General features: G+C 55.1%; 13 protein-coding genes. 3 read left to right on the forward strand and 10 right to left on the reverse strand.

All coding sequences use genetic code 11. The features are described from left to right. Nucleotides 1-377: 377 nt before the first annotated feature. The 3 genes from HMPREF2609_RS10280 to HMPREF2609_RS10290 all read right to left on the reverse strand — a co-directional run bounded on the left by HMPREF2609_RS10280 (nt 378) and on the right by HMPREF2609_RS10290 (nt 4,135). A complete protein-coding gene (locus tag HMPREF2609_RS10280) occupies nt 378-1,523 on the reverse strand; it encodes a low temperature requirement protein A (protein WP_048754901.1) in 1,146 nt (381 codons plus the stop codon). Nucleotides 1,524-1,777: 254 nt separating this feature from the next. Continuing rightward, the gene (locus HMPREF2609_RS10285) at nt 1,778-2,863 is read right to left on the reverse strand and encodes a 4-hydroxy-3-methylbut-2-enyl diphosphate reductase (RefSeq protein ID WP_070536784.1); all 1,086 of its coding nucleotides are present in this window, start codon (nt 2,861-2,863) and stop codon (nt 1,778-1,780) included. A gap of 27 nt (nt 2,864-2,890) precedes the next feature. Beyond that, complete coding sequence (locus HMPREF2609_RS10290) at nt 2,891-4,135, reverse strand: MFS transporter (protein ID WP_070536785.1); 1,245 nt, start codon at nt 4,133-4,135, stop codon at nt 2,891-2,893. Nucleotides 4,136-4,263: 128 nt separating this feature from the next. Here HMPREF2609_RS10290 and xseA point away from each other — a divergent pair, with 128 nt between their 5' ends. Further along, complete coding sequence (gene xseA, locus HMPREF2609_RS10295) at nt 4,264-5,574, forward strand: exodeoxyribonuclease VII large subunit (RefSeq protein ID WP_070536817.1); 1,311 nt, start codon at nt 4,264-4,266, stop codon at nt 5,572-5,574. A 22-nt stretch (nt 5,575-5,596) separates the two neighbouring features. Continuing rightward, nucleotides 5,597-5,878, forward strand: coding sequence for an exodeoxyribonuclease VII small subunit (locus HMPREF2609_RS10300; protein ID WP_048751915.1), 282 nt, complete (start codon nt 5,597-5,599; stop codon nt 5,876-5,878). Between the two features lie 112 nt (nt 5,879-5,990). On the opposite strand, the gene HMPREF2609_RS10305 is transcribed toward HMPREF2609_RS10300, so the two are convergent. From HMPREF2609_RS10305 to galU, 7 genes are all read right to left on the reverse strand, one after another. Then, nucleotides 5,991-7,214 carry a pyridoxal phosphate-dependent aminotransferase gene (locus HMPREF2609_RS10305; RefSeq protein ID WP_070536787.1) on the reverse strand — a complete coding sequence of 408 codons (1,224 nt, stop codon included), beginning with the start codon at nt 7,212-7,214 and terminating at the stop codon, nt 5,991-5,993. A gap of 7 nt (nt 7,215-7,221) precedes the next feature. Beyond that, on the reverse strand, nt 7,222-8,334 hold the full coding sequence (locus HMPREF2609_RS10310; protein WP_239652910.1) for a glycine betaine ABC transporter substrate-binding protein: 1,113 nt from the start codon (nt 8,332-8,334) through the stop codon (nt 7,222-7,224). Further along, entirely contained in the window at nt 8,334-8,837 is a 504-nt protein-coding gene (locus HMPREF2609_RS10315; protein WP_172461376.1) for an NUDIX hydrolase, read from the reverse strand. Before HMPREF2609_RS10315 ends, HMPREF2609_RS10310 begins: the two co-directional genes overlap by 1 nt. A gap of 18 nt (nt 8,838-8,855) precedes the next feature. Further along, on the reverse strand, nt 8,856-9,845 hold the full coding sequence (locus HMPREF2609_RS10320) for a LysR substrate-binding domain-containing protein (RefSeq protein WP_070536789.1): 990 nt from the start codon (nt 9,843-9,845) through the stop codon (nt 8,856-8,858). 66 nt (nt 9,846-9,911) lie between these two features. Beyond that, nucleotides 9,912-10,382: an SNARE-associated domain-containing protein gene (locus HMPREF2609_RS10325; RefSeq protein ID WP_048754907.1), complete on the reverse strand. Its 471-nt coding sequence runs from the start codon at nt 10,380-10,382 to the stop codon at nt 9,912-9,914. Between the two features lie 491 nt (nt 10,383-10,873). Beyond that, on the reverse strand, nt 10,874-13,171 hold the full coding sequence (locus HMPREF2609_RS10330; RefSeq protein WP_070536791.1) for a hypothetical protein: 2,298 nt from the start codon (nt 13,169-13,171) through the stop codon (nt 10,874-10,876). 282 nt (nt 13,172-13,453) lie between these two features. After that, on the reverse strand, nt 13,454-14,359 hold the full coding sequence (gene galU, locus HMPREF2609_RS10335) for a UTP--glucose-1-phosphate uridylyltransferase GalU (protein WP_070448741.1): 906 nt from the start codon (nt 14,357-14,359) through the stop codon (nt 13,454-13,456). Nucleotides 14,360-14,546: 187 nt separating this feature from the next. Here galU and HMPREF2609_RS10340 point away from each other — a divergent pair, with 187 nt between their 5' ends. Further along, entirely contained in the window at nt 14,547-15,230 is a 684-nt protein-coding gene (locus tag HMPREF2609_RS10340) for a 5-formyltetrahydrofolate cyclo-ligase (protein WP_070448720.1), read from the forward strand. Nucleotides 15,231-15,257: the final 27 nt, after the last annotated feature.

Raw genomic sequence — 15,257 nt, forward strand, 5'->3', positions numbered from 1 at the left:
GGTTGCGCGGCGCATCAGCAGGGCAGAAACGCCCAGGAAGATAGCCGCCCACACAACCAGACTCACCACTTGAAGCTCATTAGTAAGAGTTTATTGAGGACATAGAAAAGGGTTTCGGTAAGTATCAGTCCTTTGTAGATGCAGGTGAGCAGTATGAAGACGGCTACATCGACACTCTGGCCCTCTATTTATTGGAAGGGAAGATAGAAAACTTCCGTTCTCATCTAGAGTATCTCAATATGATTGGAGATGATGCGGATAGTGTCATCAGATTAGATATGTCTGGAAAGGAAGTTGATAAACAAATGATGGACAAATTTAGTTTATAAAAACAAAAAAGCCTTGGAAGCCAAGGCTTTTTTGTTTTTATAAATTAATTAGAAGAACCCCCAGTAAGGCACGGAATATTGTTTAGTACGTGTAACCCAGAAAGAAATAAAATGACTAGCTATAGCTAGAGTAAAAATGGTTGCAATACTCAACACTGTTATAGCATTAGAAGCGAAAAGCAAAGAGAGAATCAAGGCAGCCAGATAGAGTGTCGCTTGGACACAGTAGTAACTTCTCGGATAGCGAAGATAGTTTTTGTTATAGGGCCCATTTGCTAGGACAGCAGCTTGGAAGAGGCCAATTCCGATATAAAAGAAGCTGATTGCAACGAGAAGATTAGCCTCGGGATTCAGGAGATAACCCATCGAAACTGTCATCAACATAAGCCCAATGAAAATAGGATAGTGACTATAAATTATAAATACTCCCTTTTGATTGGATCCTTCGTCAATAGCATGGTCAAATTCACCAAAATAAAACAAGAACAGAGAAAGCATGATAACGAAATTAAGAACCGAATATATAGAGAAATTCTCAACTGTAAAGAAGTTAACTAGCCCAATAACCATCTCTCCAAACGTAATGATGACAAGAAGGGAGACGCGCTCGATTAAATGGGGAAGATTTACCTGGAAATGCTCATCTTTAGTCATCAAGAAAATTGGCACAATAAATGTTAGCAGAATACTAGCAATAAAGATATAGACTCCAACGTAAATAGGGAAAAGAGCTGCCAGATAGACTCCTAAACTTTGTAGACCTGTTAACCATAGAAAACCTTTGATGCTTTCCCGATCAGTATTATCGGTTGATTCTCTAAAAAACTGAACCAAATATTGAAAAAATAAGGTAAGGGTTAATGTACCAACAGCCCAACAGGTATAATAGAACCATTGTTGCCAATTGTATCCAATCATATTGGATATAAAGAGCATAAGTCCCATGTTGGTAAACATGATTACCATATTAAATAACGAGTTTGTTCCATAGCGATTGGTATAAATGGTTTGAATCATCCAGGAATTGATGATAACCATGACAGAGATGAAGAAATCAAGTAAAGAATCCCAAGCCACAACACCGTCATGAAGAGGGTGAATTAAAGCAGTTGCTTTTGAAATTGCAAAAACAAACACTAGGTCATAAAATAGTTCTGAAAATTCTACACGTTTATGCTGAATAAGAGTTGTCACCTTAAGACCTTTCTATTCTAGAAATACAATTTATTATAACATAACATGGCATTGAAAGAGACGGAGATTCTTAAATAACTTCATGTGGCGCGAATCGTCAGGTCCTTAAGCAGGCCACCGGTCTGCTGCACCGCACCAAGTAGACCGGCGCGTACCGCCGTCCCAAACAGTGCTTCCCCACATATCAGATACAAAGACCCCGTGTCTTCTCCCCACACGGGGGAAGAGGACACGGGGTCATAAGCTAAAAAGTATTAGCGAGTGGGCTTAGCGCCGCGGCCACCGAGCTGGCGGCCCACGTTCTCATCGTTCTTCAGGGCGGAACGCAGTTCCTTCGGCAGGGAGAAGAGAATGTCTTCCTTCGCGGTCTCCACCTCTTCGATGGTGTTGTAGCCGTACTCGGCGAGCAGGGCCAGTACCTCCTGAACCAGAACCTCGGGCACGGACGCGCCGGAGGTCAGGCCCACGGTCGCCACGCCCTCAAACCAGGATTCATCCACCTGATGGGCGAAGTCCACACGCTCGGCACGCTTAGCGCCGTATTCGAGTGCCACTTCCTTCAGGCGCACGGAGTTCGAGGAGTTTGCCGAACCAACCACGATGACCAGGTCAGCGCGCGGAGCAATCTCCTTGATGGCGCCCTGGCGGTTGGAGGTTGCGTAGCAGATGTCGTCCGAGGGCGGATCCTGCAGGGAGGGGAAACGCTCACGCAGACGCGCCACGGTTTCCAGGGTTTCGTCCACGGACAGGGTGGTCTGAGAAATCCAGACGACCTTCTCCGGGTCGCGCACGGTAACCGAATCCACCTCGTCGGGCGAGTTCACAATCTGGATGTGCTCGGGCGCCTCACCTGCGGTACCCTCGACCTCTTCGTGGCCGGTGTGGCCAATGAGCAGGATGTCGTAGTCCTGCTTTGCGAAGCGCACAGCCTCGCGGTGTACCTTGTTCACCAGCGGGCAGGTCGCGTCAATGGTGTTCAGCTGCCTCTCCCCCGCGGCAGATACAACCGCTGGAGAAACTCCATGCGCCGAAAATACGGTCACGGACCCTTCGGGCACTTCGTCCACTTCATCCACAAAAATAGCACCCTGCTGTTCGAGGGTTTCCACCACGTGACGGTTGTGCACAATCTGTTTGCGCACGTACACCGGGGCACCGTAGTGTTCGAGAGCCTTTTCAACGGCGATCACGGCACGATCAACGCCAGCGCAGTATCCGCGTGGAGTGGCCAGCAGCACCTTTTTGGCGCTCGTGACGGGGTTTGCAGCCTCAATATCGGCGCGGCTTCGGCGGGTGCGCGGCAGCGGCGGCAGACCGAGGGAAATGGTTTCAGTGGACATGACTACTATCCTACGTTGTTTGTTCCTCTAGTGTGTGCGTACTGTGGTGCCGCTCGCAGTGAGCGCAATGAGTTTGGCAAGAATACCGCCCAGAAGCGAGACCACGGCCGCCCATGCACTGTAACTTGCGAGCGAATTGAGATGACCTGTCAGCATGGGGCGCGCCGTATTGACTAGGCCGTCCAAGAAAACAGTTCCCACCGTGCTGTCGGTACTGAGCCCAAGTGTCTGCGGGGTTTGCTGCGCCATGACCGCACTCAGAATCCACAAGCCCGCCGCAAGAATCAAGAACGCACAGGTCAGAAGTACAAAGCGTCCGCGCGGAAGCAGAATCAGGGCGATCACTAGACCGATAATACTTGCTGCGATCAGTGCCCCGGACATACTTCCAACCCACTGCGCCCGCTGCACCGCATGCTGCACGGGGTTTCCGTCACGGTCAATAGATATCAGGTGTTTTCCCCAGGATGAAATATCGGGGTCGTATATGCCTATGCTGCCCACACGCGCATCAAGCTCACGATAGAAGGCGCTGATGTCGAGTGCTGCGGGGTCGTCAGGATGCGCCAGGTTGTAGGTGTGCGTATCTGCCGCAACCTGCCGCCACATGGTGCGGTATTCAGAGGTTCCGGTGAGCCTCTGTGCATTCTCGCTCAGGCGTTTTTTCACCTCGCCGCGGCTTGTGCTCAGAATTTGTGTGAGAAAGTTGTTGCCGGATTCGGGGAAGACTCGCTTGACCGCCTCAGAGTTCATAACATCGGTGACGGCGGCATCGGCAATTCGTTTTTGAAAGTCTTGGTCTTCCATCAGCTGGGTGCTGAGCTGGTTGAACCCGGATTGGCTGATGAGGTTTTGATTGACCCAGCTGGCAACCGAACCCGTTAGGGCGCCCAGAATACTTAAGGATGCGGCAAGAATCGCCAGAGCGTACCGCAGCTTTGAGACGCTGGCGGGTTCCAGCACATGCCGCTGCGGTTTCTGATTCGCCAGGTTTGCCACGGGGGCACCCGTCGGTTCCGGGGTTTCGCTGTGCGGGCGCAGCGCATCAGAGGACTCGTTGAGCACTCGCGTCTGCTGGTTTATCCCGGGGGCAGATAAGAGCGTGGTGGTTTCATCCGCGCCCTCAAGATCATGCGGTTCGCTTGAGATAACCCGGTAGTCATCGCGCGGAGGTTCAGGCAATACGCGGGTGGTGTCTGGTGAGTCCTCTGGAACCTCAAGTTTGATCGTGCGCTTGGGTTCGTGGGGTTGGGGGTCGTCATGTGCACCCATAGGTTACAGATTACCGGGTTCGGCAGAAAAGGTTGAATGAGTGTGCCCTCAGCAGAAACTGTGACGTGAAGAGTACGCGCATGACCGAAAGATGGGCAAAATCGCGGGCTGTGGGAGAGAATGGGGTTATGACTGATTTTTCGGCAGCGCACCATGAATACCCGCACTCGGCTCCCCCGATTGTGCCGCCTGCGGCTGAGCGACAGCTTCCTGCAAAGTCGCAGGAAACTACACCGCAGAATCCTTGGCCTCTGGCGCTTTTGACTCAGAATATGAAGAACTATATCGATAAGGTTCCGCAGCTGTGGGTTGAGGCGCAGGTTGCTTCCCTCAACGGGCGCGGCGGGAACGTCTTTATCGAGCTGAAGGATCTGCAGGAAGATTTTTCGTTTACGCTCGCCCTGTTCGGTCAGGCGGGGCGCGGCCTGGGGTCGGATGTGAAGGTTGGTGCACGGGTGGTGACCTTAGCGAAGCCCAGCCTGTGGAAGAACGGTCGGCTCTCCCTGATTGGGCGGCGTATCTATGCGGTGGGCACGGGTAACCTGCACGAACAGCTGCAAATACTGCGTGAAAAGCTGGCCGCTGAGGGGCTGTTTGCGGATGCTCGTAAGAAGCCGCTCCCGTTGCTGCCGCATCGTGTGGGACTGATTACCGGGCGTGATTCCGATGCCGAAAAAGACGTGATTCGCAATGCTTCGCTGCGCTGGCCCGGAGTGCAGTTTGAGGTACGGAATGTGAAAGTGCAGGGCGAAGGCTCGGCGAGCGAGGTGATGGCGGCGCTGAGTGAGTTGGATGCGCATCCTGAGGTTGATGTGATTGTGATTGCCCGCGGCGGCGGTTCGTTTGAGGATTTGCTGTCGTTCTCTGATGAGGCTCTGGTACGTGCCGTGGCGGCGGCGCAGACTCCGGTCGTTTCGGCAATTGGGCATGAGGCAGACAGCCCGATTCTGGATGCCGTCGCAGATGTTCGCGCCTCTACCCCCACCGATGCGGGTAAGCGTATTGTGCCTGATGTTGCCGAGGAGCTGGCGGTTATTCGTGAGGCGCGAGCGCGTGCCGACCGCGCGGTTTTAGGCTACCTGAACTATCAGGAGCAGTATATTCGGCAGCTGCATGAGCGCCCGGTGCTGACCCAGCCGGAGACGGATTTAGGGTGGCGCAGTGAGGATATTTTTCGGCTGCGGGAGCGAGCCGCCCGTTCGGTAGAGTACCGCGTAGCACGCGAACGGGACGCGATTTCGCATACGATTGCCCGGGTGCGGGCACTCTCGCCGATGGAAACGCTCAAGCGGGGGTACACGATTGTGCAGCGCGCCGATGGTGAACTGGTACGCGATGCCACGACTCTATCGGCTCATGACAAGCTGACGATGCGCGCAGCGGTGGGCGGCGCCGAGGTCAGCGTGGTCAAAACATACGACTCAAATCTTGATTTATAACTCTCTGGTGGAAGGTACAACATTGTCTGAGAATATTAGTTTTCATACGGAAGAGCTGGGCGCTCCCGTCGAGACCCTAAGCTATGAGCAGGCGCGCTCCGAGCTTGAGAATGTGGTGCGGCAGCTGGAATCTGGCACCTCAAATTTGGAGTCTTCGATAGCCCTGTGGGAACGCGGTGAGGCGTTAGCTTCCCGGTGTGAAGCCTGGCTTGAGGGCGCCCGAGAACGCCTGCACGCGGTGCGTAACACTCAAGATACAACGGATGAAGAAGCTGAATCTGAGGGTTCCGAGTCCGAAGACTAAGGCGTAAAAAGCTCTTGATGCGTTACCAGGCGTGAAAAAATCCGTTTGATAACACATCAAGAGCAGTAGGAGTGGGCGTGAACTAGCGAGGGAAACCGCCTAGCAAACCCTGCTAATTCTTTTGTTTGTAATCCGCCATGAAGTTACCCAGCCGCTCAAGCGCGCTCTTGAGGGTCTGCACATCCGGCAAGAAAACCAGGCGGAAGTGGTCGGGCTTGTGCCAGTTGAAGGCGCTGCCGTGGCTGAAGAGAATCTTCTGATCTTTGAGCAGGTCAAGCATGAACTGTTCGTCGCTCTTAATGTTGAACTTTTCGGTATCAATTTTGGGGAACAGGTAGAGCGCGCCGTCGGCCTGTTCACAGGTAATGCCGTCGATTTCGTTGAGCATACGATACGCCAGGGTGCGCTGCTCGTAGAGACGCCCGCCGGGGGCAACGAGTTCGTCAATAGACTGGTAGCCGCCGAGTGCGGTCTGAATTGCATGCTGGGCGGGCACGTTGGAACACAAGCGCATCGACGCAAGCAGGGTAATGCCCTCGATATAGTTTTTAGCGTCCTCTTTTGGCCCGGTAATGGCGAGCCATCCGGCGCGGTAACCGCAGACGCGGTATGCTTTGGAAAGCCCCGAGAAGGTCATGCAGAGCACATCATCACCGGTGATGGTGGCCATGTTGATAGCCTCGGCGCCTTCGTAGGTGATCTTCTCGTAGATTTCGTCGGCAAAGACCACGAGCTCATGTTCGCGCGCCACATCAGCAATCTGCTGCAGAATCTCGCGGGAGTACACGGCACCGGTGGGGTTGTTGGGGTTAATAATCACAATGCCCCTAGTGCGCTCGGTAATCTTCGACTTGATGTCTTCAATATCCGGGTACCAGTTGTTCTCTTCGTCGCACAGGTAATGCACGGGGTTGCCGCCTGCGAGCGTGGTGGAGGCGGTCCACAGCGGGTAGTCGGGCATCGGAACCAGAATTTCATCGCCCGGTTCGCATAGCGCCTGCAAGGTCATAGGAATCAGTTCCGAAACGCCGTTGCCCAGATATATGTCATTGGTATCAAGGTCGAGAATCCCGCGATTCTGGTAGTACTGCACAATGGCGGTGCGCGCAGAGTACAGCCCGTGAGAGTCGGAATAACCCTGTGTGACGGGCAGGTGGCGGATGATATCCATCATGATCGCATCCGGCGCTTCAAATCCGAAGGGAGCGGGGTTACCAATATTGAGTTTGAGGATGCGGTGGCCAAGCGCTTCCATGCGGTTGGCTTCTTCGAGAATAGGTCCGCGAATATCGTAGAGGACGTTGTTCAGCTTTGAGGACTGACGGTACTTCGTCATAGTTACATTACTTCCTTGGATGCTCTAATAAGAATTTCGCGGCCTCGTCGTCAGCGATGGGGTTAGTACCGCTCGTAAGACGAAGCAAGAACGATAGGTTTCCCGTATCTAATGTAGATGATACGCGGTTTATAGCTTCGCGTGCACTATCTGGCAGGTTACGACGTGCAATCGGAAGAAGTTGTTGGTTCAGCTGCGTAGTCTGTGGGTCTTCGAGAGTTGTGAAGCGGTTATCCTCAATCGCCGGGTCTGCGCTGTGCAAAAGAACCACCTGCGCGGTGTCTTTGCTGAGCATACTCACCCGTTCTGCCGAATTTTCGTTGAGAATAGGGTTTTCGACCGTGTATTTGTAGACGGTTTTGAGGCTTGCAACGCCGTAGTTGCTGCTGGTGTATCCGCTGGTGAGAGCAAAACTTAGGGTAGCTTTTACATCCGCAAGATTGGCGAGGCTGCGAAGTTTATGCTGCACTTCATTTTGGCGAGTGGTCACGAGAACATCGCGGTTTTGGGCATTAGCAACGTCTAGAAGTTCCAGGTGTTCAGGGAGCACACGGTTAATAGCGGCAACGGTATCGGTAATATTCAGTGCGCGCGCGTTAATGGCTCCGCTGGGGCTTGCGGTTGCGCCTTCGGAGGCAGACGCATCATGCGAAGGTGTGTTGGTGGGGGTGGGCGGTAGTGTGACCCCGGCGCTCGCCGCGGATGCGCTGGCACTGGCGGCCTGGCGTTCCGCCTGAATTTGTGCGGGGCTAAGTTTGCCGTCGTTCGTAAGATGCAGAAGCAAATCGCCGCTGTAATCGATGACAAGGTCCAGCGTGTCTGGTTCGGGGGTGTTCGCTTCGGTCTGTTTGAGCGCATCCAGAAATTTGCTGCGGCTGTCTTCGTTGGTGACAACCTCAACGTTATATCCCACGTTGCGAAGCGCCTGAGCGTACAGGTATGCGACCGCCCGCATCTCGCGCAGGGCACCGATGCCCACGCGCAGGGTTCCGTAGCTTGATGCTGAAGGATCAACTTTCGGTTTATCGTCCTCTGACGAGCAGGCGGCAAGAAGCGGAGCTAGGGCTAAGGCGCTTATCATGGTGCGGCGGGTAGGTGCGGGGCGGTTTGGGTAATGCACTAGATTTTCCTCGCGTTCTCATCGGCAAGAAATTCTTGGTATTCACGCGACCAAGCGGCGGCATTTTGAAAGCCCATCATGGATGCGACCTCGTCGATGAGGGTGCCGTAGCGCAGGGTATCGAGTTCGGCGATAGGCACCCAGCAGGCGCTGTCGGAAGAACCGTTCTCTTCGGCGCGCAGCTCGCCGGTGACCACGTGGGCGCGGTAGACGATGCGCAGGGCGCAGAACGGCAGCGTGCTGTCGGAGAGCCCGTTACGTGCGGGAAAATGCCCGGCGTGCACTCCCAAAATATCTTCGATGGCAACGCTGTACCCGGTTTCTTCGAGGGTTTCTCGCAGGGCGGTTTCATCGGCCTGCTCGCCCGGTTCCATGCCTCCGCCGGGCAGCGACCAGAGCGGACTTTGGGCGCGGTCCTCGGGCACCCAGCGGGTCATGAGCAGTTTGCCCTGCTCGATAATGACCGCGTAGGCTGCGGGACGGGTTTCCATTACCAATGCCATGATGTTAAGTTTACCGCTTTAGCGTTTCTTTCCGGCACGCCGCGCACGGGCGGCTTGAGCGTTGTGACGGGCATATTCTCGGAGATTTCCGCTCTTTTTGGCGTTCGATTTCTTCCGATCACGAGCCTCACGGCGGGCATTGGCGGCACGGTTTTTCGCTTTCGTCTTTGCTTTCTCATCAGCAATGCGCTTAGCGCGGCTCTGTTTCGTCTCACTTCCTCGCTCACTGGATGCGGTTCGCCCGCGCACAATACCGATAAAGTCCTGGATCAGGGTTTCTTCTCTTTCGGGGCGCGGATGCGCCACCGGTGCCCGCCTCCAGGTGAGGGTCACCGGGCAGGGTTCAAGGCCGCACATCGGGCGATAGGTGAGGTCTTTACGATGGTAGAATCGCGCAACGGACATGGGGGCAATGTACAGGCCAATTCCTGCGGCAACGAGCTCAAGAGCCTCACGATCGCCGGTAAATTCGGGCAGGAACCTTGGGTTTTCGGTCCGCCATGTGCTGGAGGCTTCAGCCCAGGCGGGGTAATCGTCGGGGTCGTGAAGCAGAAATTCTTCGTCGAGGTCTTCAAAGCTCACCTCATCAAGCACTGTGAGCACGTGGTCGCTGGGCATGATTAGCACGGGTACTTCCTCATACAGCCTGATGCTGTGGTACTCGTCTGTGTCTCTGCTGCGCGGTTCGTGGTTGGGGCGCACAATCGCCATGTGTGCAAACGGTTCTGCACTTTGGGAGGTGGAAAGCTCTGTGGTAAGGGCCTGAATTCCCAGACCCTCTCCCACCGGAATTTCAGCTAGGGGCGCGCGGTCGCCGTAGCGCTCATGCCAGCGGGTGAACCATTTTCCGGGCATAATTCCCGGCACATAGGCAATGCGCAGCTCAGAGCGTTCAAGCACCTGGGCGGGTAGGGCCTGCGGAGCGTAGAGAAGATTTGCGATATGGTGGGGAAGCTCGTCGGCTCTTGCTTCTTCCTCTGCCCGTGCGTTGGTGTTGTTTTCACTCATGCCACCACGCTAGCACAGCGGGCGGGATACGCGGGGTGTATCCGTGGAATATACGGTAAAAACGAGCTAAGACTGCCGCTTATCAGCAATATAGGTGCGAATCTTTGAGGCTGTCACGCTGATCAGAATAAGCAAGACAAAGATGAGCGGCACCATCCACGGCTCAAATCCGAAGGCGGCAAGGAGAGCAAACCCGATAGTGACGTAGATAATCGCCCACATCAGGGTGCCCAGAAGCATACCGGGCAGCCAGCGGCGCATCGGCATTTTTGTGAACCCTGTGGTAATGATGACGGCGGTCTGTAGCCCGACCGTCAGAAAACAGAGCGGCACGGCGTAGGCTCCCCACCGGTTGATCATGGCGGTGGCTCGTGTGTAGAGCGGGGTCTGCATGGCGTTACGGATGCGCTCTAGGCGCGCGCTTCCCGTGGCGGCAAGGTATCCCAGGGCGTAGACGATGCTGGTGCGCAAAATACCGATGCCCCACATGATGACGACGGCAAGTTCGAGAGGCAGAGCCGCAAACCATTCTTTCACCCCCTCATTCTCTCATGTTTTGGGTACGGTACTCATCAGCTGAGGGTGTACATATGTTGCTCTGAGGTTCTGCGTAGTGCACATGATCCCGCAATCAAAAAAAATTTTAAATTTTTTTCTGCACCTTATTATTGGAGCCTATCCCCGTAAACACAGGGTTTTCGGTTAGGTAACCCTAAATATACTGACAGAATGTCGCTATTTTTCCGGGATTTACAGTTGGCAGACACCTCAAAATTAGGTTATATTTTTATTACCAAATAGGATACGCCTTGTGGGAAGGCCTCCTAGATACGGTTTTGAAGACTTTTCTTCCTGTGTGTGATGCGAAGGAGGAGGTTCCAGATGGAACCTCCTCCTTTCCCTATACGCGCATCCTTACTGAATTACTCGCTTCATTCTTTTCCCAAGGCACGTAAAAAGGCTCCCCAGATGTATGGGGAGCCTTTTTACTCTGGTGCAGAAATTTAATCTAGAGATCCAGCGAACCGTTACTTCTGCTCTCCGTTCTTTGGGCTGCTATCGCTTCCATTGGGCTTCTTCTGATGCAAAGAGCTCAGCGGCTTCGGAAGCTGCGTGGGGGTCCATGTTTTCTGTGATACCCCGGTGAAAGATGCTCCCGTCCCCGGCATGTTCCCCCGCTTATAGGACGCGGATGCGTTCGAGGAGGAGCCCGAGCGCTCGCTGGGTTCGTCCACGACCGGAATAATATCGAGAGGCTCGAACTCAGAATCGTCGAGATCAAGCGGAACCGGAACATCGAATTGGCTCGTATTCGTAAACCCAGACCCGCCTCCTACCGGAACAGAACCGGTCGCCGGTCCCTGCTGGAAGCGTGAACTCTGCGCACCTGAGCCTGTGGTGGTTCCCATCGGACGCTGCGAGCGCGGAGGTTCCTGGTTCATGGGGCGGATGGCTCCCTGCGGGGTGAACCCTGCAGGAGGAAGATTCTTCTCCTCTGCTACAGAGCGCGAAGGCGCAAATCCAGGCCCGGAATTCTGAGCGCTCGTATGCTGAGCCGTGGAGGTCTGGTGCTTCTGGTTTTGTGGTGCAAAGTTGCGCTGACCGTATCCCTGCTGCTCGCCGAGACTCTGCTGTCCTAAGCCTGTCTGAGCCGCCTGCCGGGTCTGGCCTGCGTTTTGGTTTTGCCGCATACCCTGATGCTGCCCCACACCTTGGCCCTGGTGCGTACCGTAGCCCTGAGCTGGCGCAGCATACGGATTTTGCGCGGTATTCTGCGGCTGTGTGAAGTATGGATTATGCACGGCACCACGATACGGCGCGGAATGTGCAGAGTTGTCCGCACGATCCTGCATGCCGGGGCCGAACGCCGCATCCTGAGCAGAAGTATTGCTCATACCGGAGGGCGCGGAATGACCCTGAGTCTGGTTTGTATTCGCGGGAGCTGATCCTAAGAATCCGTTCCTAGGCACAGCACCTTCGCGTTGCGGAGCATCCGCAGTATTTCCGGGTGCGGGAGTCACCGGGATTTGCCCGGTTGGAGTGGTCTGAACTTCCTGATCGAAAAGTTCACTCGTGCGTTCCAGCGGGCGCAGATGCGTTCCCGGAATGCGTGCCGGGCGGCGCGGGGTCTGACCCTGAACAGATGAAGACCCGACAAAACGGGTTTCGTGCCGCTGCGCCTCGGGCTGGGGTGCGGGCGCGCGGTGCAGGTTCTTCGGCTGCGCAAAAACATCCTGTGCGGGAGCCTCCTCTGCCGATACTGAAAACGCGTGCGCGGAAGGAGCTTGCTCGTATGAAGCTTCGTGGACTGCACCCTGGTCATCGTCGTACAGGACGGGTTCGGGAGCCTGCTGCGGAGGGTACTTAGGGTGCAACTGCGCCGGAAGCCTGCGGGCGTGCGAAGTACCGGAAAAGTGCTGCTGCGCATCCTCAGCTGAGTACAATTCAGCGTATTCGACGTATTCCTCATGCACCGACTCTTCACTCAGCTCGTGAGGCTCTGCTGCGAATTCATCGGCACCGATCTGTGGCGCATGGTCTGCGGAAACACCCTGTTCTGAAGACTCTTCCTCCAGCGTAGATTTGCGGGATGCACGCCCCGAGTTCCAGCGCAGCGAACCCCACCTGCTGGCCTTGGAAGAACGACTCGGTGAGGTTTCTTCAGGTTCCTCGGCGTCTAGCTCGTGTGCCTCATCCTGGGCGAATTCCTCTTCGGCAGCCTCACCCTCGATGGGCAGCGCATTATGCCCGGAGGTTTCGGGATACACCGCACCAGGTTCTTCGTGCCCATCCTTGGGCTGCCCCAGGTAGTAGAGGGCACCGCCGATCCCCGCGAGCGCCACGAAGGAAACCGCGGGAGCGCTCCACGGCAGCCACCCCATGAGGGAGAGAATCAGCGAGAAAATCAGAATAAGTGCCACCAGCGCGCCGATACCGAGCAGGGTCAGGCGCAGGGTTCCTAGGCGATGCAGGCGTTCCGGCAACCAAGGTTTCTGTTCTAAAACGGGCACAGGGCTGGTAAAAGGTTCGACCGGCGAGGCTTCGCGCAGATCGGAGAGCGCGGCGCTCGTCTCTTCTTCGCTGAGCGGGGGTACGTTTCCGCTCGCGGCGTTAGATTTCTTGGGGTCAGAACCGGGCACTGCGGACTCCTCAGAAAAAAGAATGGAATGCGAAGTCAGAACATCATCAGTCATGGAATGCGGGTTTACAACCGTCTGTTCGGGGGTGTCTGCGGCGGATGCACGACGCATATTCCGCGGTATAAACCACAACAGCATGACGACCGCTAAAACTACGAGAACACCCGACGTGCTCAAAATCGTCATGTGTATCTATCCCTTCAAGCTAACATTTATAAAACCTAGGACTTTTCATCTTACCTAGTACAGGACAGTGTTCGCATTCATCTACGTATACCGTGCGAAAATATACCAAAGAAACCTGGATTATTCAGGGCTCTTCTAGAAAATATGCGCTCAGCACATTTCCCGTGCATGTATAAATACTATCGAACACAGTCGAACATTACGTAAATGAATCAGGGGCGACAGCAGGTCATAAAACCGAACTATCGCCCCTGATAGGACTAGAGATTATGCAAAGAGTGATTAGCAGTTCTTATCAGCAAATTCTTTCAGCCATTCACGAAGTTCAGGGCCGAGATCTTCGCGTTCGGAAGCAAGAATAACGTTTGCCTTCAGATACGAGAGCTTATCCCCCGTATCGAAGCGGCGCCCCTTGAAGACCACACCGTATACGCCCTCACCTTCGCCGGTGCCGACTGCCAAAGTCTGCAGTGCATCGGTCAACTGAATTTCGTTGCCGCGGCCCGGAGCCGTGTTTTCCAGCACCTCGAATACCTTCGAGCTGAGCACGTAGCGACCAATCACCGCATAGTTGGAGGGTGCTTCCTCGGGGGCGGGTTTCTCAACAAGACCGGTGACCTTCACGTAGCCATCCTGGCCTTCAACCGCCTCGATAGCGGCAGCACCGTAGGCTGAGATAGACTCGCGGGGAACCTCCATAAGAGCGATCACGGAACCGCCGGTAGCCTGCTGAACCTCGACCATCTGCGAGAGCAAATCCTCTTTTTCGTCGATCAGGTCATCGCCCAGCAGAACCGCGAAGGGTTCTTCCCCTACATGTACCTTGCCGCGCAAAACTGCATGGCCCAGACCTTTAGGGTCGCCCTGGCGCACATAGTGCAGTTCACCCAACTCATTCGTTGCTTCAACAGCTTTCAGAAGGGCGTCTTTACCCTGCTCGGCCAGCTGACTTTCTAGGACCGGAACACGGTCAAAATGGTCTTCAAGCGCACGCTTGTTACGGCCGGTAATCATAAGAACATCGTTCAGGCCGGCGCGGATTGCCTCTTCTACCACGTACTGAATTGCGGGGCGATCAACGACCGGAAGCATTTCCTTAGGAGTCGCCTTCGTTGCGGGCAAGAACCTGGTCCCCAGACCAGCCGCCGGAATAACAGCCTTAGTGACAGACTTAGATACTTTAGTCATACCAATAAGCATAACTCATGCACCCTCTTTCACAGCCTGTAATACTACAATTTGACACGTACCTTCGTGCAAGAATTTAAAAATACCCGGCTGCACCTTTGCAGGTTAGGCACCATAAGACCCCGCCGAGCATCGCACTCGCCGCACAACATTATCGCAATGGTGAAAACACTCACCCAGGAGAACCATGAAACCCGAGCCCAGCACCTTATCCACCCCGCATGAGAGCAACGATGCACCCCACAGCAAAACTTCCGAAGATATCGCCCTCGACAAGCAGATACTGCGCTCCCAAATTCGCCCGCAGCGCCTGATCGCCAAAAACGCCCGCACAGCGGCGGAACACGAGCAGATGGCGCAGCAGTACCGCGACCATATTCTTTCACTGATCCCCAAGGATGCGCAGGCGCAAACTATCGCGGCGTACCTGCCCACCGCCTCCGAACCGCCTATCACCGCAGCGCTTCACGACCTGCACGCGCGCGGGCACCGCATCCTGGTGCCCGTAGTACGCCCGGCACGCACCCTCGCCTGGGTTGTCTGGGATCCGCAGGTGGAGCATCCGCTCAATGGCTTGGGCATTGCCGAGCCCGAAGGCGAAGAGTATGACACCCAGGCTTTTGTTGCCGCCGACCTGCGGCTAGTTCCGGCGCTCGCCTATGCACGCAACGGCCGCCGTCTAGGGCAGGGCGGAGGCTACTATGACCGCATCATCCCTACCCTTTCGGCAGATAAACTGCGTGAGAGCACCGTAGGCGTGGTGTTTTCCCACGAAGTGCTCGAAAGCATTCCCTACGATGAATGGGATGCCGTGCTCCCCCGCGTGCTGACCGAGAACGGCATAGAGCCCCTCGGCGATTCCGCGCTCTAGACCGAGAACTTAAGAACATTCTGCCTG

The sequence above is a fragment of the Rothia sp. HMSC058E10 genome, from assembly GCF_001809415.1.
Taxonomy (GTDB): Bacteria; Actinomycetota; Actinomycetes; order Actinomycetales; family Micrococcaceae; genus Rothia; species Rothia dentocariosa.